Source organism: Nocardioides pelophilus (assembly GCF_014180685.1).
Taxonomy (GTDB): Bacteria; Actinomycetota; Actinomycetes; order Propionibacteriales; family Nocardioidaceae; genus Nocardioides; species Nocardioides pelophilus.
Map to the genome: position 1 here is coordinate 1 of NZ_JACEHF010000038.1, position 26404 is coordinate 26404.

At 70.6% G+C, this 26404-nt stretch carries 26 protein-coding genes and 1 pseudogene; 2 read left to right on the top strand and 25 right to left on the bottom strand.

Annotation, left to right across the window (positions count from 1 at the left end; genetic code table 11):
• The 10 genes from rlmN to rpsB all read right to left on the bottom strand — a co-directional run.
• Window positions 1-1142 (bottom strand): dual-specificity RNA methyltransferase RlmN (rlmN, locus tag H0488_RS09150; RefSeq protein WP_183098971.1); only part of this gene is annotated, 1142 nt, incomplete at its 3' end.
• 5 nt (window positions 1143-1147) lie between these two features.
• Window positions 1148-1573 carry a hypothetical protein gene (locus tag H0488_RS09155; RefSeq protein WP_183098972.1) on the bottom strand — a complete coding sequence of 142 codons (426 nt, stop codon included), beginning with the start codon at window positions 1571-1573 and terminating at the stop codon, window positions 1148-1150.
• A 59-nt stretch (window positions 1574-1632) separates the two neighbouring features.
• On the bottom strand, window positions 1633-2544 hold the full coding sequence (locus H0488_RS09160; RefSeq protein WP_246371687.1) for a phosphatidate cytidylyltransferase: 912 nt from the start codon (window positions 2542-2544) through the stop codon (window positions 1633-1635).
• 6 nt (window positions 2545-2550) lie between these two features.
• Window positions 2551-3105, bottom strand: coding sequence for a ribosome recycling factor (frr, locus tag H0488_RS09165; protein WP_446685607.1), 555 nt, complete (start codon window positions 3103-3105; stop codon window positions 2551-2553).
• Window positions 3106-3136: 31 nt separating this feature from the next.
• Entirely contained in the window at window positions 3137-3850 is a 714-nt protein-coding gene (gene pyrH / locus H0488_RS09170) for a UMP kinase (RefSeq protein ID WP_183098974.1), read from the bottom strand.
• A 34-nt stretch (window positions 3851-3884) separates the two neighbouring features.
• Window positions 3885-4190, bottom strand: a complete 306-nt coding sequence (locus tag H0488_RS09175) for a hypothetical protein (RefSeq protein ID WP_220794368.1) — start codon at window positions 4188-4190, stop codon at window positions 3885-3887.
• Entirely contained in the window at window positions 4187-5428 is a 1242-nt protein-coding gene (locus H0488_RS09180; RefSeq protein WP_220794369.1) for a TFIIB-type zinc ribbon-containing protein, read from the bottom strand. Before H0488_RS09180 ends, H0488_RS09175 begins: the two co-directional genes overlap by 4 nt.
• A 16-nt stretch (window positions 5429-5444) precedes the next feature.
• On the bottom strand, window positions 5445-6638 hold the full coding sequence (locus tag H0488_RS09185; RefSeq protein ID WP_183098976.1) for an SPFH domain-containing protein: 1194 nt from the start codon (window positions 6636-6638) through the stop codon (window positions 5445-5447).
• A gap of 148 nt (window positions 6639-6786) precedes the next feature.
• Window positions 6787-7596 carry a translation elongation factor Ts gene (gene tsf, locus H0488_RS09190; protein ID WP_183098977.1) on the bottom strand — a complete coding sequence of 270 codons (810 nt, stop codon included), beginning with the start codon at window positions 7594-7596 and terminating at the stop codon, window positions 6787-6789.
• A gap of 61 nt (window positions 7597-7657) precedes the next feature.
• A complete protein-coding gene (rpsB, locus tag H0488_RS09195) occupies window positions 7658-8692 on the bottom strand; it encodes a 30S ribosomal protein S2 (RefSeq protein ID WP_183098978.1) in 1035 nt (344 codons plus the stop codon).
• 366 nt (window positions 8693-9058) lie between these two features.
• Between rpsB and H0488_RS09200 the strand changes: the two genes are divergently transcribed.
• Window positions 9059-9673: a M23 family metallopeptidase gene (locus H0488_RS09200; protein WP_183098979.1), complete on the top strand. Its 615-nt coding sequence runs from the start codon at window positions 9059-9061 to the stop codon at window positions 9671-9673.
• A gap of 8 nt (window positions 9674-9681) precedes the next feature.
• On the opposite strand, the gene H0488_RS09205 is transcribed toward H0488_RS09200, so the two are convergent.
• The 12 genes from H0488_RS09205 to H0488_RS09260 form a co-directional block, all read right to left on the bottom strand.
• Entirely contained in the window at window positions 9682-10632 is a 951-nt protein-coding gene (locus tag H0488_RS09205) for a tyrosine recombinase XerC (protein WP_312856259.1), read from the bottom strand.
• Window positions 10633-10684: 52 nt separating this feature from the next.
• Window positions 10685-11812: a DNA-processing protein DprA gene (dprA, locus tag H0488_RS09210; protein ID WP_183098981.1), complete on the bottom strand. Its 1128-nt coding sequence runs from the start codon at window positions 11810-11812 to the stop codon at window positions 10685-10687.
• Window positions 11809-13473 carry a YifB family Mg chelatase-like AAA ATPase gene (locus H0488_RS09215; protein ID WP_183098982.1) on the bottom strand — a complete coding sequence of 555 codons (1665 nt, stop codon included), beginning with the start codon at window positions 13471-13473 and terminating at the stop codon, window positions 11809-11811. The genes dprA and H0488_RS09215 overlap by 4 nt, the downstream gene beginning before the upstream one ends.
• Complete coding sequence (locus tag H0488_RS09220) at window positions 13473-13847, bottom strand: YraN family protein (RefSeq protein ID WP_183098983.1); 375 nt, start codon at window positions 13845-13847, stop codon at window positions 13473-13475. Before H0488_RS09220 ends, H0488_RS09215 begins: the two co-directional genes overlap by 1 nt.
• A 98-nt stretch (window positions 13848-13945) precedes the next feature.
• Window positions 13946-15628 carry a Tad domain-containing protein gene (locus H0488_RS09225; protein WP_183098984.1) on the bottom strand — a complete coding sequence of 561 codons (1683 nt, stop codon included), beginning with the start codon at window positions 15626-15628 and terminating at the stop codon, window positions 13946-13948.
• Between the two features lie 71 nt (window positions 15629-15699).
• On the bottom strand, window positions 15700-16167 hold the full coding sequence (locus H0488_RS09230) for a TadE/TadG family type IV pilus assembly protein (RefSeq protein ID WP_183098985.1): 468 nt from the start codon (window positions 16165-16167) through the stop codon (window positions 15700-15702).
• Between the two features lie 161 nt (window positions 16168-16328).
• Complete coding sequence (locus tag H0488_RS09235) at window positions 16329-18089, bottom strand: Tad domain-containing protein (protein WP_183098986.1); 1761 nt, start codon at window positions 18087-18089, stop codon at window positions 16329-16331.
• Between the two features lie 252 nt (window positions 18090-18341).
• A complete protein-coding gene (locus H0488_RS09240) occupies window positions 18342-18650 on the bottom strand; it encodes a DUF2469 domain-containing protein (protein ID WP_183098987.1) in 309 nt (102 codons plus the stop codon).
• Window positions 18647-19327 carry a ribonuclease HII gene (locus H0488_RS09245; RefSeq protein ID WP_183098988.1) on the bottom strand — a complete coding sequence of 227 codons (681 nt, stop codon included), beginning with the start codon at window positions 19325-19327 and terminating at the stop codon, window positions 18647-18649. Before H0488_RS09245 ends, H0488_RS09240 begins: the two co-directional genes overlap by 4 nt.
• Before the next feature lie 13 nt (window positions 19328-19340).
• On the bottom strand, window positions 19341-20174 hold the full coding sequence (lepB, locus tag H0488_RS09250; RefSeq protein WP_312856261.1) for a signal peptidase I: 834 nt from the start codon (window positions 20172-20174) through the stop codon (window positions 19341-19343).
• Between the two features lie 26 nt (window positions 20175-20200).
• Entirely contained in the window at window positions 20201-20563 is a 363-nt protein-coding gene (gene rplS / locus H0488_RS09255; protein WP_183098989.1) for a 50S ribosomal protein L19, read from the bottom strand.
• 177 nt (window positions 20564-20740) lie between these two features.
• A complete protein-coding gene (locus H0488_RS09260) occupies window positions 20741-21535 on the bottom strand; it encodes a hypothetical protein (protein ID WP_183098990.1) in 795 nt (264 codons plus the stop codon).
• A 469-nt stretch (window positions 21536-22004) separates the two neighbouring features.
• Between H0488_RS09260 and H0488_RS23995 the strand changes: the two genes are divergently transcribed.
• Window positions 22005-22874 (top strand): Fic family protein, encoded by an 870-nt coding sequence (locus H0488_RS23995; RefSeq protein ID WP_246371700.1) that lies wholly within the window; start codon window positions 22005-22007, stop codon window positions 22872-22874.
• Window positions 22875-23755: 881 nt separating this feature from the next.
• On the opposite strand, the gene H0488_RS09270 is transcribed toward H0488_RS23995, so the two are convergent.
• The 3 genes and pseudogenes from H0488_RS09270 to trmD all read right to left on the bottom strand — a co-directional run.
• Entirely contained in the window at window positions 23756-25012 is a 1257-nt protein-coding gene (locus H0488_RS09270) for an ammonium transporter (protein WP_183098992.1), read from the bottom strand.
• Window positions 25013-25165: 153 nt separating this feature from the next.
• Window positions 25166-25561, bottom strand: coding sequence for a GNAT family N-acetyltransferase (locus H0488_RS24000; protein ID WP_312856263.1), 396 nt, complete (start codon window positions 25559-25561; stop codon window positions 25166-25168).
• A 93-nt stretch (window positions 25562-25654) separates the two neighbouring features.
• A pseudogene (trmD, locus tag H0488_RS24005) lies at window positions 25655-26335 on the bottom strand (tRNA (guanosine(37)-N1)-methyltransferase TrmD); the annotation flags it as partial.
• Window positions 26336-26404 lie beyond the last annotated feature (69 nt).

Sequence of the window (26404 nt, forward strand, 5' to 3'; positions counted from 1 at the left end):
GACCGCGCCTCCTCCGGCGCGGCGGCCAGCTGGCCGCAGGCGCCGTCGATCTCGCGCCCGCGGGTGTCGCGCACCGTCGTCGGCACCCCACGGGCCTCGAGACGGCGGACGAACTCGCGCTCGTCGGCGGGGTCGGAGGCGGTCCACTTCGAACCGGGGGTGGGATTGAGCGGGATCAGGTTGACGTGGACCCAGCCCCAGTCGCCGTGGGCCAGGAGCACATCGGCGAGCAGGTCGGCGCGCCAGCCCTGGTCGTTGATGCCGCGCATCATGGCGTACTCGATCGAGACCCGGCGCTTGGTCTTGTCGGCATAGCTCCAGGCCGCCTCGACGGTCTCGGCCACGGAGAACCGGGTGTTGATCGGGACCAGCTCGTTGCGCAGCTCGTCGTCGGGCGCGTGCAGGCTGAGCGCGAGGGTCACCGGGATGCCCTCGTCGGCGAGCTGACGGATCCGCGGCACCAGACCCACGGTGGAGACGGTGATCCCGCGCGCGGACATGCCGAGGCCGTCGGGAGCCGGGTCGGTGAGCCGGCGTACGGCGCCGAGCACGGCGTTGTAGTTGGCCATCGGCTCGCCCATGCCCATGAACACGACGTTGGAGACCCGGCCGGGGCCGCCCGGCACCTCGTCGCGTGCGAGCGCCCGGGCGCCGGCGACCACCTGCTCCACGATCTCGGCGGTCGACATGTTGCGCTGGAGCCCGCCCTGGCCGGTGGCGCAGAACGGGCACGCCATGCCGCAGCCCGCCTGGCTGGAGACGCACATGGTCACCCGCCCGGGGTAGCGCATCAGCACCGACTCGACGAGCGCGCCGTCGAACAGCCGCCACAGGGTCTTGCGGGTGGTGCCGCGGTCCGCCTCCAGGGTGCGGAGCGGGGTCATCAGCTCCGGCAGGAGTGCGGCGACGAGCTCCTCGCGCTGGGCGGCCGGCAGGTCGGTCATCGCAGCCGGGTCGTCGACCAGGCGGGCGAAGTAGTGGGTCGACAGCTGCTTGGCGCGGAAGCCCGGCAGTCCGAGCTCGACCAGGCGGGCCTTGCGCTCGTCGGGCGCGAGGTCGGCCAGGTGCGGGGGTGGCTTCTTGCGGCCCCGCGGCTCCGCGAGGACGAGGGGCAGCCTGATGGGTTCGGCGGACTCGGACATCCCGCTCAGCCGTCGCGGTTGAGCAGGAACCAGAGGACGCCGAACGCGACGCCGACCACGACCAGGGCGGTCGCGAGCACACCGAACAGCATGTAGCGGCCGAACCCGCGGGTGTGGTGGGGCACCAGCAGGCCGATCGGCACCACCAGGGTGAGCAGCACGAACGGGAACAGCTCCTCGGCCCGCTCGAAGCCGACCAGCGCCTTCAGCACGGCCGCGTAGGTGCCCGGGACCAGGATGATGAAGACCATTCCGGTGAAGAAGCCGGCGAGGGGCACGAAGACCGGGTGGTCGCGGTGCCACCAGTCGGGGAGCCGGTTGCGCTTCCCGGCCTGCTCCTGGTCGGTCGCGACGGGAGCAGCATCGACCGCCGCGTCGCCCCACGTGGGGTCGGTCGCGGTCGGCCCGGGGGTGTCCACAGCCTGCTCCATCGCCCTCGATCGTAGCGGCCGGAGGGCGCGGGAGCGTGATCCTCGTGTCCGCCCGGACGCTAGGAGAAGACGGCGTAGTGCAGCAGCAGCCAGATCGGGGCGATCGTCGCGAGGAGCGAGTCGAGCCGGTCCATCAGGCCGCCGTGGCCGGGGATCACCTGGCTCATGTCCTTGATGCCGAGGTCGCGCTTGATGACCGACTCGCACAGGTCGCCGAGGGTCGCCATCACGACCGCGATCAGGCCGAGGCACAGGCCGACCCACCACTCGCCGTCGAGCAGGTAGACGACGAGGGCCCAGCCGACACCCAGGCACGCCAGCAGCGACCCGGCGAAGCCCTCCCACGACTTCTTGGGCGAGATCACCGGCGCCATCGGGTGCTTGCCGAAGAGCACGCCGGCGACGTAGCCCCCGATGTCGGAGGCGATCGTGACCACGATGAAGGTGATGATCCCGGCGACACCGTCGTCGTCGAGACCTCCACCGTTCAGCCCACCCTCGGCCAGCATCAGGGCGACGAAGGAGCCGAGGAACGGCAGGTAGATGAGGGTGAACACCGAGGCGGTGGCGTTCTTGACGTAGCCGTCGATCCCGCGTCGGAGCAGCCAGAGCATGACGACGAGCGCCGTGACCGCGGTCGCCGTCACCAGCGCCTCCGCCCCGGAGACGAACGCGACGACGACCATCACGACGCCGCCGATCATCAGCGGCTGCTCGGGCAGGTCGATGCCCTTGGCGAGCATCCCCTTGCGGAGCTCCCAGACAGCCACAACGACGGCCGCGGCGACGATCAGCATGAACGCCGGCTTCCAGAAGTACAGGGATGCGCCGATCGCCGACAGCAGCACCACCGCGGACGCGACCGCAGCCTTGAGGTCACGGCCGGCCCGGCCGTGGTCCTTCACGGCCGGCGGTGCGGGCGAGGGGACTTCGGCAGGCGGCGTGGCGTCGGTCATCGAGTTGTCGTCCATCGAGGATCAGACCTCGAGGAGCTCGGCTTCCTTGTGCTTCAGCAGCTCGTCGATGGCATCGGTGTGCTGCTTGGTGATGCCGTCGAGGCGCTTCTCGGCGCCGGCGACGTCGTCCTTGCCGGCCTCGCCGTCCTTCTCGAGACGCTCGAGGTTCTGCTTGGCCTTCTGGCGCACCTGGCGGACGGCGACCTTGCCGCCCTCGGCCTTCTCGCGCGCGAGCTTGATGAACTCCTTGCGGCGGTCCTCGGTCAGCTCGGGGAACACGCAGCGCAGGACCTTGCCGTCGTTGGCCGGGTTGACGCCCAGGTCGGACTCCCGGATCGCCTTCTCGACGTTCGCCATCGCGCCCATGTCGAAGGGCTGGACCAGGATGATCCGCGCCTCGGGCGCCGTGAACGACGCGAGCTGCTGGATGGGCGTGGGGGTGCCGTAGTAGTCGACCATGATCTTGCTGAACATGCTCGGCTGCACGCGGCCCGCCCGGATGGTCGCGAACTCCTCGCGGGTCGCGGCGACCGACTTGTCCATCTTGCCGTCGGCCTCGTTGAGGATGTCGTTGATCACCTGGTGCTCCTAGCTCGGGTTGGTGGGGTCAGCCGGCGCTGACCAGCGTGCCGATCTTCTCACCCTGGACGACCCGCAGGATGTTGCCCTCCGGCTCCATGCCGAAGACGACCATCGGGAGCTTGTTCTCCCCGCACAGCGCGAACGCGGTCTGGTCCATGATCCTCAGCCCCCGCATGATCGCCTCGTCGTAGGTCAGCGCGTCGTACTTGGTCGCCGTCGGGTCGAGGTGCGGGTCGGCGCTGTAGACGCCGTCGACGCCGCTCTTGGCCACGAGTACGACGTCGCACTTGCTCTCGAGCGCCCGCTGGACCGCCACCGTGTCGGTCGAGAAGTACGGCATGCCCATGCCGGCGCCGAAGATCACGACCCTCCCCTTCTCCATGTGGCGGATCGCGCGGCGCGGGATGTAGGGCTCGGCGACCTGGCCCATCGTGATCGCCGACTGCACCCGGGTGTCCTTGCCGAGCTTCTCGAGGAAGTCCTGCAGGGCCAGGCAGTTCATGACGATGCCGAGCATGCCCATGTAGTCGGCGCGGGCGCGGTCCATGCCGCGCTGTTGCAGCTCGGCACCGCGGAAGAAGTTGCCGCCGCCGATGACGACCGCGATCTGGGTGCCGGCGTCGACGACGGAGGCGATCTCCTTGGCGACCGACTGCACCACATCGGGGTCGACGCCGAGCTTGCCGCCGCCGAACACCTCGCCGGACAGCTTCAGCAACACCCGCCTGTAACCCGTCACGCAGCCGACCCTACCGGTCGGTCACTCGGCACGCTCAACGGATCCGCTGCACCCGTACGCGGTGGTTGCCGCTGTTCTTCCCGTCGATGCTGGCGTCCCGCGTCTTGGAGATGTGGTCGACCCGGTCCTCGCCGCCCTGCACCGGCTGGGACTCGATGATGGTGTCGCGCTCGTAGGCGTGCGACTTGTCGGTGTTGCGGTAGTAGCGGTAGATCGCCCAGTACGTCGCCGCGCCGCCGATCGGTCCGGCCGCGAGCAGCCAGATCGGGTTGTCGTCGCCGGCCAGCGGGAGGAGTCCGGGCACGGCCTGGGTGAGGGTGAGGATCAGCTCGATGCTCATGCGGACGCCACCAGGATCGCGCCGGCGATGCCTTCGAGGAACGTCCCGACCGTGGAGGCCGCGAGCAGCAGCTTGGGCTGCGACACCGGGATGCTGCCCATCGTCTCCCCCGTCCGAGCGTTGACCGCGATGTAGTGGAGGAGCTTGTTGCTCTCCTGCTGGTAGGAGTAGAGCCACACCGGGAGGTACATCGACACCCAGCGCGAGCCGGCGACGTCGATCTTCTCCTGCTCCCACCGCACGCCGCGGTCGAACTTGCCCAGCGAGCCGCTGACCTCCGACCTGCCGATCGAGAGCAGCTGGTCCTCGAGTACGGGCTTGACCCCTTCGACGTTGACGTCGCGCTTCTCGCTGGTGAACCCGACCAGGTAGCTCGCGTTCCACTGGACGGCGTTCTTGGTGTCGAACGGCAGGATCGTGTTGATGATGTTGTTGGTGTTGGCCGGCCCGAAGTGCGCCCGCTCCGCGGAGCCCTCGATGGTGAGGTCGTCGACGGTGAAGCTCACCTGCCGCGCGAGCTGGTAGACGTCGGCGGCGTAGTACGTGACGTTGTTGTCACCTTGCTTCTCCGTCCACCGCCGGGTCTGGACCTCGCCCTTGCCCCAGTACTGGGACTCCGCGCGGGCATCGATGACCAGGTACGGGAGATAGACGCCGAGCACGTTCTCGGGGACGAACTCCTTCTTGAACTGCCGGTGGGCGAAGAGCCGGCGCTTGGAGGCGAACTCGCGGATCCTCTCGACCGCCTCCACCTTGGTCAGCTTGAACGGCAGGACGGCGTCCGGCACGGCGCCGTTGGGGATCTGCTGGTTGACGTTGAGGGTGTGCCGGCACCAGTGGCACCGGGCGTTGAGGGCGTGCGCCGTGTCGACGACCACCTCGGCACCGCAGGCCTCGCACTTGAAGGTGAGCATGTCGGCGGCATCGGCCAGGATGTCCTTGGCGCCGCTGGCGATGACGGTGCCCTCGAGCTGGTCGATGCCCTCGCCGAGACCGAACTCCTCCTCGACGCGGGCCTCCTGCCACTCGTTGCGACAGAAGTGGCAGACGAGGTTGCCCGTCGACCCGCGGAGCGAGACATCGGTCGAGCCGCACTTCGGGCACTTGTTGAGACCGTCCTTGAGGGACTGGTTGATGGTCTCGATGCTCGGTCCGGGCTCAGGCTCGGCCTTGGCTGCCGCGAGCTCTTCCTCGAGGGAGAGCGGGGGCCCGTCGAAGGTGGGTTGTTGCGGTTCCATTGACTCCTGCGTCATCTCAGAGCCCGAGCGCCTTCGCCTTTGCCGCGTCGTAGTCGGCCTGGGTGATGAGGCCGGCGTCGAGCATCTCCTTGGCGCGCTTGAGAACCGCCATCGGATCCTCAGCTGCCGGCGCCGCGGGAGCCGCGGGAGCCGCCGGGGCTGCGGGGGCGGCTGGGGCGGCGGGAGCCACCGGCTGCTGGAGACCACCGATCCCCGCACCGCCGGCCGCCATGCCCATCCCGATCAGTCCACCCGGTCCGGCGTTCTCGCCGGCTGCCTCGAAGCCGGCCGCGACCGATGCCTGCAGGTTCGAGTTGCCGCGCGAGCCGGACAGGGCGTCGGCCCGCTGGACGTTCTTGAGCAGCTCGCGGGTGTTGGCGTCGTACTCGATCGAGATGATCGCGGTCTTGACGATCTCGAGGCCGCGGCCGGTCTTCCACTGGTAGTTCTGCTCGACCGCCGCGGACAGGGACTGCGCGAACCCGATCGAGTCCTGCTGGAGACGGGCGATCCGGTTCCCCTTGGCAGGGTCGTTGGTGTACATCGAGAACGCCGGAGCCAACGAGCCGACGACCTCGTTGAACAGCTGCTCACCGGCGGGGTTGTCGATGTCGGTGAAGTCGAAGACGCCGTGGCCGCCGATGATGCCGGCAGGGACGAAGTTGCGGATGAAGGTCAGCGGGTCGGTGATCTTGAGGGTGTAGGTGCCGCGGGTGATGGCGCCCACCTGGGTGTTCAGGAACGCGTCGTCCCAGTAGATCTCCGACTGGGTGCCGAACTTGTTGTTGGGCAGTTCCTTGAGCGCCACGAACACCGCGTTCTGCTGCGCCGAAGGGCGGCCGCCGAACTTGAACCGCTCCCAGCTCTGCTTGATGACGGAGTCGACGAGCCCGCCACCCGTGAAGACGGACTGCGACGCCGCCTCGTCGGACTTCCACTCGTAGGCACCGGGCTCTGCGGCGAAGCCGGTGAACGCTCCGTCCTCGAGCAGCACCAGGCCGTAGCCCTCGGGGACGACGAACTTCGACCCGTTGGTGATGACGCCGTCCGACGCCCGGTCGTTGCCGCCGCGCCCGGCGTTCTCACCCTTGCGCACCGCGGGGAAGATCGCCGCGGTCGGGCTCACCCCGTCCGGGACGCCGAAGAAGTCGACCCACTGGTCCGCGAGCGTGCCGCCGATGGCGCCGATGGCGGCCTGGAAGAGTCCCACTTGACGATCTCCTTCGTCTCACGCTGACAGCCCCTCGATGAGCGAGGCGCACGTCCCCGAAAACTATCCGACGGCCGGCCCCCGCAAACCCAAAACAGCGAAGGCCGGCCCCACCTTCGTGGGACCGGCCTTCGGGCTGCTGGGTGCGTCAGGCACCGACCTCGAAACGAGCGAACCGCTTCACGGTCGTGCCGGAGGCGTCGAGGACGGACTTGACCGTCTTCTTCGCCTCGGTCACCGACTCCTGCTCGAGCAGGACGATCTCGCGGAAGAAGCCACCGAGACGGCCTTCGACGATCTTGGCGACCGCGGCCTCGGGCTTGCCCTCCTCGAGCGTCTTCTTGGTGAGGACGTCCTTCTCGGCGGCGACGACGTCCGCGGGGACCTCGTCGCGGGTGAGGTACTGCGCCTTGAGCGCGGCGACCTGCATCGCCGCGCCGCGGGCAGCGGCCTCGTCGCCGTCGTACTCGACGAGCACTCCGACGGCCGGCGGCAGGTCAGCCGCCCGCTTGTGCAGGTAGACCGTGGTCGGGCCGTCGAAGTAGGCGACCTGCCCGAGCTCGATCTTCTCGCCGATGGTGATCGCGAGGTTCTCGACGACCTGGCCGACGGTGCTGTCGCCCAGCGGCAGCGCCTTGGCAGCCTCGGCGTCGGTCGCCTTTGCGGCGTCGACCGCCTCGGCGATCTTCTGCGCGGTCGCGATGAACTCGTCGTTCTTCGCGACGAAGTCGGTCTCGGACTTGAGCTCGATGAGCGCACCGCCGGCGGCGGCCACCAGGCCGGCCGAGGCCTCGCGCTCCGCGCCGCGCTTGGCCGCCTTGGCGGCGCCCTTCACGCGGAGCAGCTCGACGGCCTTGTCGAAGTCGCCGTCGGTCTCGTCGAGCGCCTTCTTGCAGTCCATCATCCCGGCCTGGGTCAGCTCACGGAGCTTCTTGACGTCGGCAGCGGTGAATGCCATGGATCCTCCCTCGGATCTACGTGGGGTGTGGTTGAGGTGACGAGGTGGTGACGCGGGCCGATCAGGCCTCGGCCGGAGCCTCGGTCTCGGCGGTCGCCTCGGTCTCCTCGACGGGGGTCTCCGTCTCGGCAGCAGCCTCAGCGGTCTCGACGGCGGGCGCCTCGTCGGCGGCGTCGGTCTTGACCTCGGCGGCCTCGGCGCCCTCAGCGGCCGCACCGGTCGCCTCGGAGGCCGGCTCGTCGGTCGCAGCGTCGCCACCGGTCGCCTCGGAGGCCGGCTCGTCGGTCGCAGCGTCGCCACCGGTCGCCTCGACGGCGACCTCGGCAGCCTCGCCGCCGAGCAGCTCGCGCTCCCACTCGGCCAGCGGCTCCTCGGCAGTGGTGGTCGCACCGTCCGTCTTGGCGCCGGACCGGGAGATGAGGCCTTCGGCGACGGCGTCAGCGACGACGCGGGTCAGCAGGCCGACCGCGCGGATGGCGTCGTCGTTGCCCGGGATCGGGAAGTCGACCAGGTCCGGGTCGCAGTTGGAGTCGAGGATCGCGATGATCGGGATGCGCAGCTTGCGCGCCTCGTCGACGGCCAGGTGCTCCTTGTTGGTGTCGACGATCCACACCGCGGACGGGGTGCGACCCATCTCGCGGATGCCACCGAGGGTCTTCTCGAGCTTGATGTGCTCCCGCTTCATCTGCAGGAGCTCCTTCTTCGTGCGACCCGAGCCGGCCACCGTCTCGAAGTCGACGTCGTCGAGCTCCTTGAGGCGGTTGATCCGCTGGCTCATCGTCTGGAAGTTGGTGAGCATGCCGCCGAGCCAACGCTGGTTGACGTAGGGCATCCCGACGCGGGTCGCCTGCTCGGCGATCGCCTCCTGGGCCTGCTTCTTGGTCCCGATGAACATGATCGTCCCGCCCTTGGCCACGGTCTCCTTGATGAAGGCGTAGCTGCGGTCGATGTAGGCCAGCGACTGCTGCAGGTCGATGATGTAGATGCCGTTGCGCTCGGTCATGATGAAGCGCTTCATCTTCGGGTTCCAGCGCCGGGTCTGGTGTCCGAAGTGGACGCCGCTCTCGAGGAGCTGGCGCATGGTCACGACAGCCATGATGGTGTCTCCTATTGGGGTTGTTTTCAGTTGGGCCTGACGCCTGCGTGCGGCCCGACCCGATCGCTCGGGACTGAGAGCCGGCACCCACGGGCGGTCGGCACTCGAGGAGAGCGCCGTCGTGGTCTGCTGACGTGCGAATTCCGGCCAGTCGCGTCAGGTCGGGCGGGCAGCCGTCGCGGACGGTCCTGGAACCGGTCCGCTCAGGGTACCCGCCGTTGCTCCTCCTCCACCAATCGCCGACCCGGCTCCAACTTGGCGCCGGGTCGGCCAGAAACTCTCCACAAGGGACCCCGCCGTGCAGGTCGTCCACAGCCGGAGACGTACGGCGTCCGCGTGGCCGGTGGTCCCCGCGACAGTGGGTCCATGCACCCGCTCATCCGCCTGTTTCGAGCGCTGCTCCCGGCCGCGCTTCTGGTCATGGTCGCTGCGGCGCCGGGAGCCGGCGACGACGACCCGGTGGGCGAGTGGCCGCTGCGGCCCGAGCCCGACGTCGTCGCGCTCTTCGACCCGCCCGCGTCGCCGTACGGGCCGGGACACCGCGGCGTGGACCTGCTCGGCCACCCGGGCCAAGCCGTGCACGCCGCCCTCGCCGGCACGGTGACCTTCGCCGGGTCCCTCGCCGGTCGCGGTGTCGTGGTCGTCAGCCACGGCGACACCCGCACGACCTACGAGCCCGTCGCCGCCCGGGTGTCGGTGGGCGCATCGGTCGCCCAGGGGGCGATCCTCGGCAGCCTTCAGGCGTTCCGTTCCCACTGCGCCCCGCGGGCGTGCCTGCACTGGGGGTGGCTGCGCGGAGAGACCTATCTCGACCCGCTCCGGCTGGTGGGCGCCGGGCCGGTCCGGTTGCTGCCGCTGTGGCGTGACCTCCCCTTCGAGACCGCTCGTCACTCGCCTCCTCGAGGACCACTCGGGCGCCACTCCCCGTCGTCGCTGCCGATGCCCTACGCCGACTGGCGCCCGCTGGCGGCTGACCCGTGACCGGGCACCTACGCGCGCGGGTGTGCCTGACGGTAGGCCTTGCGGAGCCGGTCGGTGGTGACGTGGGTGTAGCGCTGGGTGGTCGCCAGCGAGGCGTGCCCGAGCAGCTCCTGGACAGACCGCAGGTCGGCGCCGCCCTCGAGCAGGTGGGTCGCCGCCGTGTGCCGCAGGCCGTGCGGACCGAGATCGGGCGCGCCCGGCACCTCGGCGATCCGCCGGTGCACGAGCGTGCGCACCGCGCGTTGGTCGATCCGACCGCCGCGGGCACCGAGGAACAGAGCGGGACCCGAGGTCCCGTTCGCCAGCGATCCGCGGCCCCGGTGCAGCCAGGCGTCGAGGGCCGCGGCCGCCGGTTGGCCGAAGGGCACCGTGCGCTCCTTGCGGCCCTTGCCGAACACGCGGACCACGTTGCGCTCGCGGTCGACGTCGTCGACGTCGAGTCCACAGAGCTCTCCGACGCGCATGCCGGTGGCATAGAGAAGCTCGAGCATCGCGACGTCGCGCAGTCCGACCGCGCTGCCGTCGTCGGCGAGGGCGGTGGCGGCCGCGATCAGGTCACGCGCCTCGTCGATCCGGAGCACGCTCGGCAGCGTCTGGTGGGGCTTCGGTGACCCGAGCGCAGAGCCGGCGTCGGTGGGCGCCCGACCGGTGCGGGCCAGCCAGGCGGTGAAGACCCGGGCCGCGGTCGCGCGCCGCGCGAGGGTGGCGCGGGTGCGTCCCATCGTCTGCTGCTTCGCGAGCCAGCTGCGGAGGGTCCGCAGGTCGAGCTCGGCGACGTCGGTGTGCCCGAGCCGGTGCGCATGCTCCAGGAGGGCCGCGATGTCGGCGGAGTAGGCCTTGACCGTGTGGGGTGCGAGGTTGCGCTCGGAGGCGAGATGCCGCTCGTAGTCGCCGAGCACCCGCGTCAGCGGCTCCGGGAGGTCGTCCTCCGGAGCCGGCACGGGCAGTTCGGCAGACACGTGTCGAGTGTAGGAACGGCCGCACCCTTCCCACGGGAGGCGCGACCCCGGATCAGCGTGCAGCAGCGCCCAGCCGCCACCCGACACCATCGGCCTCGACGAAACCCCGCTCGTCGAGCCGCCCGAGGATCCCTCGCACCTCCTCGGCGCCGAGGCCGGCGACCCGGGCGATCGATGACAGCGGGGCACCCGCGGCCACCGGGACGGCGTCGAGCACCTGTCGCTCGCGAACCGGCAGCGCGTCGCGCGGCTCCTCGGGACCGCGCGGATCCGCCACCAGGTGCTCCCCCGCCTCTCCGACCAGCTCGAGCACGTCGTCACCACCCGTCACCAGCATCGCCACCCCGGAACGGATCAGGTGATGGATGCCGACGGAGCAGGCGCTGGTCACCGGCCCCGGGACACCCATCACCGGCCGGTTGAGACGCTGCGCCCAGTTGACGGTGTTCAGCGCACCGCTCCGGGCCGCTGCCTCGACCACCACCGTGCCGCGGGTGAGCGCCGCGATCAGCCGGTTGCGGGCGAGGAACCGGATCCGGTGCGGCGCGGCCCCCAGCGGGGCTTCCGACACCACCGCGTGCTCGCGCCCCAGATAGGTGAGCATCTCCCGGTGCGCGGCCGGGTAGACCCGGTCGGCACCGCAGGCCAGGACCGCCACGGTCGGCGAACCCGTGCTCACCGCTCCGCGGTGGCTGGCGTAGTCGATACCGAACGCTCCTCCCGAGACCGTCACCCGGCCGCCGAGACCGACGGCGGCCGCGATGTCGCCGGCCACGCGCTCGCCGTACGACGTCGACGACCGGGACCCGACCACCGCGACCGATCCGGCAAGGTCGGTCAACCGGAGCGGCCCCTTGACCCAGAGGCCCACCGGCACCCCTCCGCGCTCCTGCAGCGTCCCGGCCGTGGCCAGGTCGTCGAGCTGCGCCGGCCACTCCGGATCACCGGGGATGACGAAGCGGATGCCCTGCCGCTCCGCCTGCGCGAGCTCGCGCTCGGGGTCGACCTCGGCAAGTCGACCGGTGACGGCCGCGGAGACGTCGCTGAGGTCCGACTGCTCGCGGAGCCGCTGCAGGAGGCCACGCGGGCCGAGCTGGCCGGCAAGGTCCAACATCCGCGCCTGACCAGGCTCGCCGACCACGCTGAGGGTGACCCGGGCGAGACGCTCGTCATCGCTCATCCGGCGTGCTCCGCGACCTCGCACCCGTCATCGATCCCGCCCATCGCGTCGGGCCGCCGCCGACCGGGGCCGCCGTCGATCATCCGGAGATCGAGGGGATCGCCGTTGCGCAGGCGCAGCGCGGTGACGACCTCGGCCGGCCCCGGCCGGATGTCCCGTCCGTCGCGGACGGAGCGGAGGTCCGCGACCGTCCAAGCCAGGCGCTGCACCCGCACCGCGCCGCGGGCACTGAGCCTGCCCCGGAACGTCTCGGTGTCGATGAGACGTTGTCCCGCCGGGGCGATGCCGAACTCCCGCTTGAGCAGCTGACTGGGGATCTGGCCGTTGAGGCGCCAGCTGCGGTCGGCGAACCGGATCCGCTGCCGCTCACGCGCGGCCGCGACCCGGCGCCGCAGCACCTCGGACGTCTCGGCTGGCCGGAACTCGTCGCGTTCCGAGACCCGGGCCGGAGCGACGTGGCGGGTGATGTCGATCCGGTCGGAGATCGGCCCGGACAACCGGCGCCGGTAGTTGCGACGGACGGTCTCGAGGCAGTGGCAGTGGTTGGCGCCCGGCTCGGCGCTGTACTCCCCGCACGGACACGGGTTGGCGGCGAGGACCAGCAGGGTGCGCGCCGGCAGGGTCACCGACTCCTCCTGGCGAGCGACCGTGATGTCACCGCTCTCGAGCGGCTGCCGGAGCGCCTCGATCACGTCGAGCCGGAAGAGCGGGAACTCGTCGAGGAAGAGCACGCCCAAGTGGGCGCGGCTGATCTCGCCCGGACGCACCTGGCCCTGCCCGCCCCCGACGATGCTCGCCTTGCTGGCGTCGTGGTGGGGGGCGGAGTACGGCGGACGGGTCACCATCCCCTGCGCCGGGTCGAGGACGCCGGCCAGCGAGTGCACGGCCGTCAGCTCGAGCGACTCCTCGGCCGAGAGGTCCGGGAGGATCGTCGGCACCCGTTCGGCGATGCTGGTCTTGCCAGAGCCCTTGGGGCCGGAGAGCAGGATCGGGTGTCCGCCGGCTGCGGCGACCTCGACGGCGTACTTCACGTCGCGCAGGCCGTGCAGATCGGCGAAGTCGAGCTCGTCGAGCCGCTCCTCCCCCCGCCAGCTGAGCAGCTGGGCCCCGGATGCTGCAGCGACCGGCGGCGCGGACGGGACCTCCTCCTGGCGCAGCTGGGCGACCACCTGCGCCAGCGACCGCGCTCCGAGCACGTCGAGCCCGGGGACCATCGTCGCCTCCGGCAGCTGCGGCTCAGGAACGAACACCCGGGCGATGCCGCGCTCGGCCGCCGCCAGCACCATCGGCAGCACCCCCACCGCCGGGCGCAGGCCCCCGGACAGGGAGAGCTCGCCGATGAACGCCGTCGCGCGGAGCGCGTCGGCGGGGAGGGCGGCGTCGGCTGCGAGCACGGCGACCGCGATCGCGAGGTCGAAGTGGGTGCCCGACTTCGGGAGGTCGGCCGGCGAGAGCAGGATCGTCGTCCGCTTGGTCGTCGGCCACCGGAGCCCGCTGTTGATCACCGCCATCCGCACCCGGTCCTGCCCCTCGCGCAGGGCGGCGTCGGCGCGACCGACCACGGTCACGCCCGCCTGACCCGGCGACACGTCGGCCTGCACGTCGATGAGGTGGCCGACGGCACCGTTGAGCGCGACCGTGTGGGTGGTGGCGAACGGCATCAGTAGAGCCCTACGACGTGGTCGACGACAGCCGGCCCGCGCCGCGGTCGGAGCACGGCGACCAGGTCGACGCGGGTGCCGTCGGGCCTCACACCGCGCTCGCTGGCCCAGCGTTCGCCCAGCCGCTTGAGCCGGGCGAGCTTCTCGTCGGTGATCGCCTCGTGCGGGGTGCCGGACCGGAGGGTGGAGCGGGTCTTGACCTCGCACACGACGAGGGTCGCCCCGTCGCGGAGGACGAGATCGACCTCGCCCTCGTCGCATCGCCAGTTGCGCTCCAGCAGCACCAGCCCCTGGTCGACCAGGTGGCGAGCTGCCACGTTCTCGCCGTAGGCCCCGAGTGCCTGCCGCGCCTGCGCCGTCGTCGTCTCTGTCATGCCCGTCAGCGTGGCGGGTGGGTCGGACGATCGACCCAGGCCCGGGGCGGCGTTGTGGAGAACCGCCGCCCCGGGCGGGACTGTGGACGCCAGGTGGGCTAACCCACCAGCGAAGAGTGGCTGCAGTAGGGACGCTGCCCGAACACGTCGGCGCCGCCGACGTTCAGGCCGAGCAGGTCGAAGAGCGGCCTGAGCAGGCTGTCGTTCACCGCGGTGAGCAGCGGGTCGACGACGGAGCTCACCAGCGCCGAGAGCACGTCGGTCAGCAGCGCCGCGGTCTGGTTCGCGCTGAGGACGATCGGGATGCCGAGCAGCTTGACGGTGACCGTCGGACCGGTCTGCCAGTCGGCGTCCACCTGGGCGGTGTTGAGGCCGAGGTCACCCGAACCGAGGGGGTAGGCCTCGCCCCAGTCCGCCGGGTTGTTCGGCACCCTGATCTCGGCCGTCCGGACGGTCGACGGGTCGCCCGTGGCCGCGGTCAGCGTGACGCGGCCGCTGAGGCTGATCGACGCCAGCGCGTCGAGGCCGGGGACGGTGGCCCCGAGCACGTTGCCGGACAGGTCGACGGTGACCGAGGTGGACGCGCCGACCACGCCGCTGGTGACCTGCACGTCCTCTCCGCTCGGGTCGGCGGCCGTCTCGCTGCCGCAGATGATGTCGGTGAGCGTGCCCCGGGCCGACGCCACGTTGACCCCGATGTCAGCGGTCGCCGCCGCGGTCAGGCCCAGGACGTTCGGCAGCGACGCGAGGGTGCCGCCGACCGACAGCGCGACCTGCGCGGTGTCCGCCGTACCACCGCGCTTGCCGCAGCGCTGCCGGGCCTTCTCGATGATCGACAGGCTGGTGGTCAGGTCGGTGCCGGTCAGGGGCAGGTTCGCTGCCAGCTCCGGGATGCTGAGCGCCGACGACCCGTTGGCGACCAGGACAGTGCCGGCCAGCAGGTCGAGGGCGTTGATCGTGGCCGTCTCGGCCGCGCCGGTGCCCGGCTCTGCGCTCACCAGGTCGCCGAGGGACACCGTGAGGCCACCCAGCTGCGCGGCCACCAGGTTCAGGACGTTGACGTCGGACGTGCCGTCGGCCTGCAGCACGTTGGCGGCGGCGATCAGCAGGTCGCCGGCGTTGACGTTCGCCGCCAGCAGCTCGTCGACGGAGCCGAGGCCGAGGTCGATCGCGAGGTCCAGCAGGCTGACGTCGGCGTCGACGATTCCGTTGTAGCTCAGGACGTCGAGGTTGATGCCCCCACCGAGCACGCCCTCGAGGATCGGGTTGAGCAGCGCCGAGCTGCTGGTGTCGAGGCGGGCGGCGTACGAGCCGATGCTGAAGCAGGCGCTCTCCTCCGCCACCGCGACCGCGGAGCGCTGCACGTCGGCCGAGGTGATGCCGGTGACCCCGCCGAAGGCGAATCCCACCGAGGCGCCCGCGATCACCACGACGCCGTTCGGTGCCTGTCCCGCGCCGACCTGGACCGGGATCCCGCCTGCCTGGGGGTAGGAGCCGTCGGCAGCAACCTCGACCCAGTACGCGTCGACGTCCGGCTCGTCGCCGACGGTGTTGTCGTCGTTGTTGGCCACGCTCCAGCTCAGCTGCTCGGCCGCGGACGGCTGAGTGCTCGAGCCCGCCTCGATCTCCGCGCGGGTGCGTCCGTCGATGAGCCGGCCCATGTCGAGGGCGACGATGTCCGCCACCGCCTGCATGTCGCGCCGGGCAGTGCGCTGCACGCCCAGGTCGATCGCGAAGGCCGCGATGAAGAGCAGCACCAGGCTGACCAGGATGGCGGTCATGACCGCCACCGTGCCCCGCTCGTCCCGGGACCTCTTGCGACGCAGACCGACGCGACGCAGCGCGCCGCCGATCAACTGATCCGCACCTCGGTCGTGTAGGTGAGAGTGTCAGGCATGATGAAGCCGAATCCCAGACCCGGGACCAGGATGAAGTCCTCCTGCTGCACCGTCAGCGTCACCTGCGCACACCGCGCGGACGCCGGACCGCTGGTGCAGGCGATGTCGGGCTCGATGTCGCAGATGCCGGTGCTGCAGTCGACGCCGTAGGTCTCGGCCAGCGCGTCGTCGATCGCGGCCTCGGCCGCGTCCTCCCGGGCGACGGCACCGGTGCCGGGCGGCTGCACCGCCGCGGCGCGGGCACCCTCCGCCGCGGCTTGGCTCACGTTCTGCCGGAACGACAGCATCCACCCGAAGTTGATGATCCCGACGACCAGGATCAGGAGCGGGACGAGCACCAGGCCGAACTCCAGCGCAGCCGCTCCCCGGTCATCTCGACCGGTATCGCGACTTCCTGCTCCCCATCGCAGCGCACGACGCATGGCCCCTCCACCTTCACTCCCCCTGGGTGCTCCCTCAAGCACTCGGCCGGGCAGTCCCTCGCCCTGTTCTCGGAGACTAGCGCCGTCGAACCGCCCCGTCAGCGGTCCCGGTCGATTCCACCCGCTCGGCAACGCGCCGTAGTCCCAACGGACTAGCGAGATCACCCGACCAGGCGGGGCAGGCCGCAGGCCGGCCGCGGGACGCCGAACACGTCCGAGCCGTTGACCCGCAGGCCGAGGAGCGCCGAGACCGGGTCCAGGGCCTTGTTCACGTTCTCGACCGCGTTGGCCAGGGAGATCCCGATCCGGTTGTTGCCGTTGAGCACGGTGTCGGCCAGGTCGCCGTACAGCCATTGCCCGAGCTCACTGCCGGGGGCGGTGCTGAGGTTGATGTAGGTCGCGGGGACCAGCGGGAGCTTGACCTTCAACCGGGCAGTGCTGGAAGCGGCGAACTCGACGTCCGACGGCGCCGGGATGGAGACCGCCTCGCCGGAGTCGAGACTGGGCTCCGGATCGAAGTAGTTGCGCGGCGGGACCCGGTAGATCGTCTCGCCGGTCGCGTACCGGGGGCCCGTCGCCAGGACCGCGCCGGCCTCGACCGAGAGGTTGAGGTCGAGCGAGACGGAGGCGAGGGCACCCAGGTTCAGGCTGTTCAGGTAGGCGGCGGACAGGATGCCGTTGGTGGAGATCTCGCCTTGCAGCAGGAAGGCCACGTCGATGCTGGCCGACGTGCCCTGGGAGTTGACCCGGACCCGGATCTCCTCCGGGTCGGCGGCCGTGCCGGCTCCGCACTTCATGCCGCTGAGGGTGCCGGTCGCCGACGCCACCGTCGCCCGCACCTTGATGTTGCTCTTGTTGGTGCCGTCGGAGGTGCGTACGTCGAGCCCCGAGATCTTCTCCCCGCTGAGCTCGAGCGCCAGGTTCGTCTCCAGGTCGACCTGGGCGGTCCGCGCGGTGACGCCGCCGCCCGGGCGCCCGCAGGCCTGCTGCGGCGCCTCGATGACCGACAGCTTCACGTCGCCCTTGGAGAGCCACGGGTCGCTCCAGACGACACCGGTGTCGAGGAAGTTGTTGCCGTTCGCGACCTCGCTCGTCGCGGCCAGACCTGCCGAGCCGACCAGGTCGAGCGCGTTGATGGACCCACTGACCGTGGAACCGTCGCCGATCGTCACCAGGTCGCCCACACTCATGGTCAGGCCGGCAGTGACTCGGGCGGCGATCGTGCCCATGGTCGCAGCGGCAGCGGTGTCGCCCTGGTTGCTCAGCACCCGGGAGCTCGCCGACAGGAGTCCGGCGACCGAGATGTTGCCCTGGCTGACCAGCGCGTCGATCGTGCCGGCGCCGAGCTCGATGGCCAGCGCGTCGAGATTGACGAATGCGGTGGCGAGGCCTTGGTAGCCGATCGCCTTGAGGTTCACGCCCAGGGCGTCGCCCATCAGGCTCTCGAACACCCCGGCGAGCGCCGAGTCGCCGCTGTTGAGAGCCGCGGCGAACGATCCGAGCCGGAAGCACGCGCCCGAGGACGCGGTCGCGACGGCGGACCGGCTGACGTCTCCGCCCAGCACACCGGTGATTCCCGCGAAGGCGAACGCCACGTCGGTCGATGCCGTGACCCGGACCGCCGTCGGCACCTCCGAGCCGGAGACCGGCACGAAGAAGCCGTCCACGATCTGGCCGAGCACCGGCTCGAGGACCGGTGGCTCGTCGAGCGACCCGACGGTGCCGCCGTTGCGGGCCAGGCTCTCGGCGGCGCGGGTGGCCATCACCGGCTCGAGGCTCGACGCGGTGTCGCCGTCGAGCTCCCAGGCGAGGTCCATCGCGACGACGTCGGCAAGAGACTGCATGTCGACGCGGGCGACCCGCTGCACGCCGATGTCGACGACGAAGGCCGACATCATCAGCAGCACCGGGACCAGGATCACCGCGACGAAGACGCCGACGGCGCCACGCTCGTCGCGACTACGGGCACGCCGAAGCCGACGACCCCAGTCTCTCCCCAGACGGAGCCGGGGAAAATTGCGCTCCCGGTCCAAGTTTCGGCCCTCCCAGCCAAGCTCCACGCCGATCTATCGACGGGGGCTTCTACCGACGGTAAGGCGCGGGGTCGACCATTGCCAGGTAATGGTCCAGACGGGGCGACAGTCAGGACGAAAGGCCCTGATCACCTAGTCACTTCAGGCCTTCGGAGGCTCCATTTCGGACGTAGCGAGCTCCTCGACGTTGACGTCCTTGAACGTCAGCACCTTGACGTTCTTGGCGAACCGCGCCGGGCGGTACATGTCCCACACCCACGCGTCACTGATCGTCACCTCGAAGAAGACCTCGCCGGCCTCGGTGCGCGCCTTCACGTCGACGGAGTTGCAGAGGTAGAAACGACGGTCGGTCTCGACGACGTACTTGAAGATCTTCACGACGTCGCGGTACTCGCGGTAGAGCGTCAGCTCTTGCTCGGTCTCGTACTTCTCGAGCTCCTCGGCACTCACGACGCCGACTCTATAGCGGGACCCTCGAGACCGGCGGCGCGACGCACGTTCACGAACCGCATCCGATGGACCGGCGACGGGCCGTGCTGGTCGAGAGCTGCCGTGTGGGTCGGCGTGATGTAGCCCTTGTGGGTGCGGAAGTCGTACGCCGGCCACTCCTGGTCGAGCTCGTCCATCAGCCGGTCGCGAGTCACCTTCGCGATCACGGACGCCGCCGCGACGCAAGCGGCGACCCGGTCGCCCTTCCAGACCGCGAGGCCGGGCGCACCGAGACCGTCGACGGGGAACCCGTCGGTGAGGACGTACGACGGCGCGACGTCGAGCTTGGCGACCGCGCGCCGCAGCGCCTCGACGTTCACGACGTGCATGCCCAACCTGTCGCACTCGTCGTGCGACATCACGACGACCGACCAGGCCACCGCGCGCCGGATGATCTGCTCGTAGCAGCGCTCCCGCGCCTTGGCCGTGAGCAGCTTGGAGTCGGCGAGCCCAGGAACGATACCGGCCTTGCCCGCCGGCAGGATCGCCGCTCCGGCCACGAGCGGTCCGGCACAGGCCCCACGCCCGGCTTCGTCGACACCAGCGATCGGCTCGATCCCGTGGCGGCGCAGGGCGCGTTCGTAGCCGTAGAGGCCGGCGTCCCGTCGTACCGTCCATCCCCGCGGCAGCGTCGACATCAGCGCTGGCCGATCAGTCCTCGGCCGGGGGGTCGTCGGGAACGTCGTCGAACACGCCCGGGTTGCTCACCCACGACCAGCGGTCTCGCGGCCACACCAGGGAGAAGACCTTCCCGACCACCAGGTCGGTGTCGACCCAGGGGCTCTTCGTGCAGTTCTCGACGCCGTCGCGGCACATGTGGGCCCGCGAGTCGGCAGACGCGCCGCGGTTGTCGCCGAGGACGAACAGCTTGCCGTCCGGCACCGGTCCGACCGTCCAGTTGCACCCGAAGCCGGTGCCGGCACCGGCGCACTCGTTGCCGCGCTCGGCGATGTAGGAGGTCTCGTCGACCGGCTCGCCGTTGACGAGGATGCGACCTTCCTTGTCGCAGCACTCGATCACGTCGCCCTCGATCCCGATGACCCGCTTCACCAGGTGGCCGCCGGTCGGGTAGAGCCCGACCTTGGACAGCACGTTGGCGAGGCCGGTCGGCGCCGGCTCCTCGCCGGTCAGCCAGCCACCGGGGTCCTCGAAGACGACGACGTCGCCCCGGGACGGGTCGTTGCCGAACCAGTAGGAGACCTTCTGGACGAGGATCCGGTCGTTGCGGATCAGCCCCGGCTCCATCGACTCCGAGGGGATGTAGAACGCCTGGACGAAGAACGTCTTGATGACGATCGCGAGCACCAGCGCGATGCCGAGCAGGAGGAAGCTCTCCTGCCACACCGGAAGGTGCTTGCGCTCGCCGGAATCGCCGTCGCCGCTCTTGTGCGTCACGGGTGCAACCGCCTCCTCGCCCTCTTTCGGGGAGTCAGCCTCGGGGGCCGCGTCGATGGCCTCGGGGTCCCCGGCGGCGTCGGTCGTCACAGGTACTGACTCTAGCCAGTGCCCGATCAGGCCTCGCGGCGCTCCTTGATCTTGGCGGCCTTGCCGCGCAGGTTGCGCAGGTAGTAGAGCTTCGCCCGGCGCACGTCACCGCGGGTCACGATCTCGATCTGCTCGAAGATCGGCGAGTGGAGCGGGAAGGTCCGCTCGACACCGACGCCGAAGGAGACCTTGCGGACGGTGAAGGTGCGGCCGACGCCGCTGCCGTGGATGCGGATGACCACACCCTGGAAGATCTGGACCCGGGACCGGTTGCCCTCGACGACCTTCACGTGCACCTTGACGGTGTCACCCGCGCGGAAGGCGGGGATGTCGTCGCGCTTCGCGGCGTTGCCGAGCTCGGCGACGATGGACGGAGAGATGTTGCTCATGATGGCTCCTCGCGAGTGCACACAGGTCAACCGCGGTATGTGGGTCGTGGTCCTAGTCGCGGCGGCGCGGTGTGAGGGTTCCCCTGTGGCAGAACCTGGTCTACGCAGAAGCGTCCGCGTCGCCGACGGACAATCCTCGCACAGGACCCAGACCGGTCGGTAATCGCCAGCGGCGCCTCAGCGGCCCGGTGGCGGCTTCTGATACGGCAGTGTCTCCTGGTCCGGCGGGTCCGCCCGCGGGGGCGGTGCGGGCCGCGCGGGTGGCACCACCGGCGGCACCTGCTGCCAGGGCACACGGGGCTGGGGCGGCTGGGGTGGCGGCTGCGGCGGAGGCTGGTACGCCGGCGGTGGGGGCTGGTACGCCTGCTGCTGCGGTGGGGGCTGGTACGCCTGCTGCTGCTGTGGGTACGCCTGCGGTGGGTACGCCTGCTGGGAGTACGCCGGCGCGATCCGCCGCTTGCGCCCGGCGCCCGAGAGGAGGGCGACCAGGTAGGCCACGACCGGCAGGACCGCCGTGACGAGCGGCAGCGCGATGAAGAACCCCGCCGTCTCCTGGTCCAGGTAGAGGTCGTTCGACTGGAAGGTGACCCGGTCGCCGTACCACTGCATCTGGTCGCCGAACCCCCATGCTCGGCCGGAGAGGTCGGCGATGTAGTCGGCCTGGACCAGGTTGCCGGCGACCTCGAGTGCGACCGCCACCAGCAGCGCCAGGAACCCGAAGTGCAACGGCGGCCGCCACGCGAGACCGAACAGTCCCCAGATCGCCACCCAGCACCCGCTCGCGGCGGCCGAGAGGTAGAGCGTCGTCCAGGCGACGACCTCGCCGTCGGAGTTCTCGTCGGGCCAGCCGTACTCGTTGAGCTCCTGGATCTGGACGACCAGCGACCCCGCCGAGGCCGCACCCCACAGCACGAACAGGAGTGCGCAGATCACGGCCAGCGGTCGCAGCCGTCGACCCCCAGGGGTGCCCATGGCCTGGTTTCTACAGCAGATCCCCCTCCGGCGGTGGTGGAATCCGCGCACCCGGGCTCCCTGGGACAATGTCCCCGTGACCGACCCCGGCCCACCGCTCGACTGGGCGCCCCACACCTTCGAGCAGCGCCCCTATCGGCAGCGGGTCGCGCGGGGACCGCGGGCCGACCGGCAGGTCCGCGAGATCACGGTCGCACTCCCGCCGCTCATCGCCGACCGTGACTACCCGATCGAGCGGCCCCTGGCGGCGATGACGACCGCGAGCGCCGGCGACCTCGGGCACCTCGACCTCGTGCACGGCCGGACCCTCAAGGCCCTCAACCACCTGCAGCTGCGGGCGGAGGCTGTCGACTCCTCCAAGATCGAGAACGTCGACGCCAGCCTCGCCGACTACGGGCGCGCCCTCCTCGGCGTGGGCGCCAACGCGTCGGCGATCTCGATGGCCTCGGCCACCTCGGCGCTGACCCGGATGATCGCCGACGCCGAGTCGAGCCGCGCGATCACGCCCGAGGCCATCCTNGCCGAGTCGAGCCGCGCGATCACGCCCGAGGCCATCCTCAGGGCCCACCACGACCTGTTCCGTCGCCACCCCGACGAGGCGCACCGGGCCGGGAAGTTCCGCACCACCCAGAACTGGGTCGGTGGCAGCGACTACGCCCCCGCCAACGCGCTGCACGTCCCCCCGCCGCCGGAGACGGTCCCCGACTACCTCGACGACCTGTTCGCCTACGCCAACCGCGACGACGTACCGACCCTGGTTCAGGCGGCGATCGTCCACGCGCAGTTCGAGTCGATCCACCCCTTCATCGACGGCAACGGGCGGATCGGGCGCGCGTTGATCCACGCCGTGCTTCGCCGACGCCGCGCCTCCCGCCACCTCACCGTGCCGATCGCCTCCGCGTTGGTCGCCCACCGGGAGCGCTACTTCGGCGCCCTGAACGACTACCGCAGTGGCGCCGCGGCGCCGCTGATCGCGATGCTCGCCTCGGCGACGAGCGTGGCCACCGCGGAGTCCTGGCGTACGGCGGCGCGGCTGCGCGACCTACGGACGGAGTGGCACGAGGCGGTCGGCGGTTCACGCCCGGGAACGGCGCTGCACCGACTCCTCGACCTGCTGACGGAGGAGCCGATCGTGAACGTCGCGCTGGTGATGGAGCGCGTGGACACCTCCGAGTCCACCGCCCGCACGGCGATCACGACGCTCGTCGACGCCCGCGTGCTGTCGAAGGTCCCCCGGTCGCGCCGCGCCCCGGTCTGGCTCGCCCAGTCGGTCCTCGACGAGGTCGACGACCTCAGCCACCGGATCCAGGCCTCGAGCCGCCGCCTGCGCGACCGCTGACCCCTCTCCCCCCGGCCTCGGTCGAGGAGGTAGCCGTCGCGGTGATCGAGGAGGTCGCGCAGCGACCGTCACGAGACCCCTGTCGTCGGTGGTCGAGGAGGTCGCGCAGCTCGTCACCGTCGGTGGTCGAGGAGGTCGCGCAGCGACCGTCACGAGACCCCTGCCGTCGGTGGTCGAGGAGGTCGCGCAGCTCATCACCGTCGGTGCTCGAGGAGGTCGCGCAGCGACCGTCACGAGACCCCCGGGGCATGCCCGGGGCGCGCCAGAGCAGGTTCAGGGCGGACGTGCGGGCGCCTTGGTTTCGAGGCTCGCTGCGCTCGCACCTCAACCAGCGGCGGACGCGCGCCCGCGGTGGTCGAGGAGGTCGCGCAGCGACCGTCACGAGACCCCCGGGCATGCCCGGCGCGCGCCAGAGCAGGTTCAGGGCGGACGTGCGGGCGCCTTGGTTTCGAGGCTCGCTGCGCTCGCACCTCAACCAGCGGCGGACGCGCGCCGTCGGTGGTCGAGGAGGTCGCGCAGCGACCGTCACGAGACCCCCGGGACACGCCCGGGGCGCGCCAGAGCAGGTCCAGGGCGGACGTGCGGGCGCCTTGGTTTCGAGGCTCGCTGCGCTCGCACCTCAACCAGCGGCGGACGCGCGCTGTCCCGGTGGTCGAGGAGGTCGCGCAGCGACCGTCACGAGACCCCGTTCCCGGTGGTCGAGGAGGTCGCGCAGCGACCGTCACGAGACCCCTCTCCCGGTGGTCGAGGTGCGCTCGCACCTCAATCAGCGGCGGCGTCCGGTCAGCGGCGACGTCCTCGACCACCAGCAGGCTGGGGCGTCAACGACAGCAGGTCCGCCCCGGCAAAGCCGGGACGGACCTGCATGGGTCGAGCGTGGGTCAGATCGCGTAGCCCTCACCGTGGAGCACGAGGTCGATACCTGCGATCTCGTCCTCCTCCTTGGCGCGGAACCCGATCGTCTTCTCGATGACCGTGCCCAGGATGAAGGCGACGATGAACGAGTAGGCCATGATCGAGAACGCCGGGATGGCCTGCACCACGAGCTGCTCGAGGTTGCCGCCGGTGAAGAGGCCGGTGTCGATGGCGAAGAAGCCCAGGTAGAGCGTGCCGATGACACCCGCAACGAGGTGGATACCGACGACGTCGAGCGTGTCGTCGACACCGATCTTGTACTTGAGCTCGATTGCGAAGGCGCAGACGGCGCCGGCGACGAGGCCGAGCACGATCGCCCAGATCGGCGTCAGGTTGGCGCACGACGGGGTGATCGCGACCAGACCGGCAACGATGCCCGAGGCGGCGCCGACAGCGGTGGGCTTGCCCTCCTTGAAGTGCTCTACGACGATCCAACCGACCAGCGCGGCGGCGGGGCACACCATGGTGTTGACGAAGATCAGACCGACCTGGCCGTCAGCGATGGCCGCGCCACCGTTGAAGCCGAACCAGCCGAACCACAGGATCGCCGCACCGATGAGGACCAGCGGCACGTTGTGGGGCTGCGCCTCCTCCTTCGAGAAGCCGACCTTGCGCTTGCCGAGCACCAGCGCGAGTGCGAGCGCCGCAGCACCTGCGTTGATGTGGACCGCGGTGCCACCGGCGAAGTCGATGGTGCCGGTCGAGTAGCCGAAGGTCTCGTCGAGCTTGTTGACCCAGCCGGTGAAGTCACCGGTCGCGTCGAACGCGAAGACCCAGGAGGCGACGGGGAAGTAGACCAGAGTCGCGAAGAGCGCGGCGAAGAGCATCCAGGGCCAGAAGCGGGCACGGTCAGCGATCGCACCGGAGACCAGCGCCACGGTGATGATGGCGAAGGTGGCGCCGAAGATGGCGCTCGCCATGACCACCCCGGAGCCGTCCTCGCCGGCGAAGGCGGCCTTGGCGGCGTCCTGCAGCCCGAAGTCGGAGAACGGGTTGCCGAGCACGCGCGGGATCCAGTCGGCGTCAGAACCGTCGACGTAAGCCTGGTTGAAGCCGAACAGGATCCAGAGCACACCGACGACGCCGATGCTGCCGAAGCTGAGCATCATCATCGAGATCACGCTCTTCGACTTGACCAGGCCGCCGTAGAAGAACGCCAGGCCTGGCGTCATGAAGAGCACGAGGGCTGCCGTGATCAGCAACCACAGAACTGCAATGTCCATGGAAATAGACTCCTCGGGAGGTACGGGGCCTGCCTCGACCCACAGTCGGCCACCGTCGTTGCTGGCCACACGATGGCTCGAATACTCGCGACGGGTCGTTTCACCTCACGACCTAACGTGTTTCGCCGGTGTTACAGGTTTTTCAGCCTGTTCTCAGGCTCCGGCGCGCCGCGGCTTGGTCAGCACGACCGCTCCGGGCGGGGCGGGGACGTCGCTGCGGAGCCGGAACCCGGCCTTCTTGTACATCTTCAGGTTGCGCTCGCTGCCGGCGCCGGTGAAGAGGACGTACGACGTCGCGGCCTCCGCTGCGACGGCCTGGATGTGCTCCAACAACCGCCGCCCGAGGCCCTCGCCCTGGAGGTCGGGCGCGACCATGATCCGCCCGATGTCCCAGGCATCACCCTCGAGCCGGCCGCGTACGGCGCCGACCAGCCGCCCTGCGCGGCGGACGACGTAGGTGTCCCACTCCCCCAGCCAGTCCCGGACGTCGGCGAGCGACTCGTGCAACGCAGGGATCTCGACGCCGGGGTTGGCGAGCGCCTCCTGCACCCAGCAGGCACGCTGCAGGGTCAGCAGCTCCGGAGCATCGCCGGGGACGGCGCGCGCGATCGGAGTGCCGTCGTCGAGGGTCGAGGGGGCGAGCAGGTCGGGGCGGCGCTCCGCCGTACGACGTCGGGCCTGCTCGTGACGCCAGCGGGCGATCGCGCCGTGGTCGCCGGACCGCAGCACCGCGGGGACCTCGCGACCGTTCCAGACCGGGGGTTTGGTGTAGACGGGGTACTCCAGCAGGCCGCCGCTGTCGCCCGCGTGGGACTCCTCGACCAGTGACTCCGGGTTGCCCATGAAGCCCGGGATCAGCCGCACCACGGCCTCGATGATCGCCAGCGCGGCCACCTCGCCGCCGTTGAGCACGTAGTCGCCGAGCGAGATCTCCTCGACCCGCGCGATCTCCCGAGCATGCTCGATCACCCGCTGGTCGATGCCCTCGTAGCGGCCGCACGCGAAGACCAGCCGCGGCCGGGCAGACAGCTCCTCGGCCTTGCGCTGGTCGAAGCGTGCGCCCGACGGCGTGGTGAAGACGATGGTGTCGTGCTCGCCGATCGCGAGCGCCTCGAAGGCCTCGCCCCACGGCTCGGGCTTCATCACCATGCCGGCGCCGCCGCCGTACGGGGTGTCGTCGGTGGTGTGGTGGCGGTCGTGGGTGAACGAGCGGAGGTCGTGCACGGCGACGTCGAGAAGTCCCTTGGCTCGGGCCTTGCCGGGCAGTGAGAGCTCCAGCGGAGCCAGGTAGTCCGGGAAGATCGACAGGACGTCGATCTTCACGACTCGTCCTCGAACGGACTGACCAGCCCTGGCCGGTCGGCGATCACCACCCGGCCGCCGGCGGCGGCG

Coding starts and splice junctions, on each gene's coding strand:
- H0488_RS09270 (WP_183098992.1), bottom strand. CDS start 25,012: ATGGACATTGCAGTTCTGTGGTTGCTGATCACGGCAGCCCTCGTGCTC.
- H0488_RS09215 (WP_183098982.1), bottom strand. CDS start 13,473: ATGCCGTTCGCCACCACCCACACGGTCGCGCTCAACGGTGCCGTCGGC.
- H0488_RS09180 (WP_220794369.1), bottom strand. CDS start 5,428: ATGGAACCGCAACAACCCACCTTCGACGGGCCCCCGCTCTCCCTCGAG.
- H0488_RS09245 (WP_183098988.1), bottom strand. CDS start 19,327: ATGTCGACGCTGCCGCGGGGATGGACGGTACGACGGGACGCCGGCCTC.
- H0488_RS09230 (WP_183098985.1), bottom strand. CDS start 16,167: ATGCGTCGTGCGCTGCGATGGGGAGCAGGAAGTCGCGATACCGGTCGA.
- rpsB (WP_183098978.1), bottom strand. CDS start 8,692: ATGGCTGTCGTGACCATGCGCCAGCTCCTCGAGAGCGGCGTCCACTTC.
- H0488_RS09260 (WP_183098990.1), bottom strand. CDS start 21,535: ATGGGCACCCCTGGGGGTCGACGGCTGCGACCGCTGGCCGTGATCTGC.
- H0488_RS09220 (WP_183098983.1), bottom strand. CDS start 13,847: ATGACAGAGACGACGACGGCGCAGGCGCGGCAGGCACTCGGGGCCTAC.
- dprA (WP_183098981.1), bottom strand. CDS start 11,812: ATGAGCGATGACGAGCGTCTCGCCCGGGTCACCCTCAGCGTGGTCGGC.
- H0488_RS09175 (WP_220794368.1), bottom strand. CDS start 4,190: ATGAGCATCGAGCTGATCCTCACCCTCACCCAGGCCGTGCCCGGACTC.
- H0488_RS09200 (WP_183098979.1), top strand. CDS start 9,059: ATGCACCCGCTCATCCGCCTGTTTCGAGCGCTGCTCCCGGCCGCGCTT.
- rplS (WP_183098989.1), bottom strand. CDS start 20,563: ATGAGCAACATCTCTCCGTCCATCGTCGCCGAGCTCGGCAACGCCGCG.
- H0488_RS09155 (WP_183098972.1), bottom strand. CDS start 1,573: ATGGAGCAGGCTGTGGACACCCCCGGGCCGACCGCGACCGACCCCACG.
- H0488_RS09225 (WP_183098984.1), bottom strand. CDS start 15,628: ATGACCGCCATCCTGGTCAGCCTGGTGCTGCTCTTCATCGCGGCCTTC.
- tsf (WP_183098977.1), bottom strand. CDS start 7,596: ATGGCATTCACCGCTGCCGACGTCAAGAAGCTCCGTGAGCTGACCCAG.
- H0488_RS09160 (WP_246371687.1), bottom strand. CDS start 2,544: ATGGACGACAACTCGATGACCGACGCCACGCCGCCTGCCGAAGTCCCC.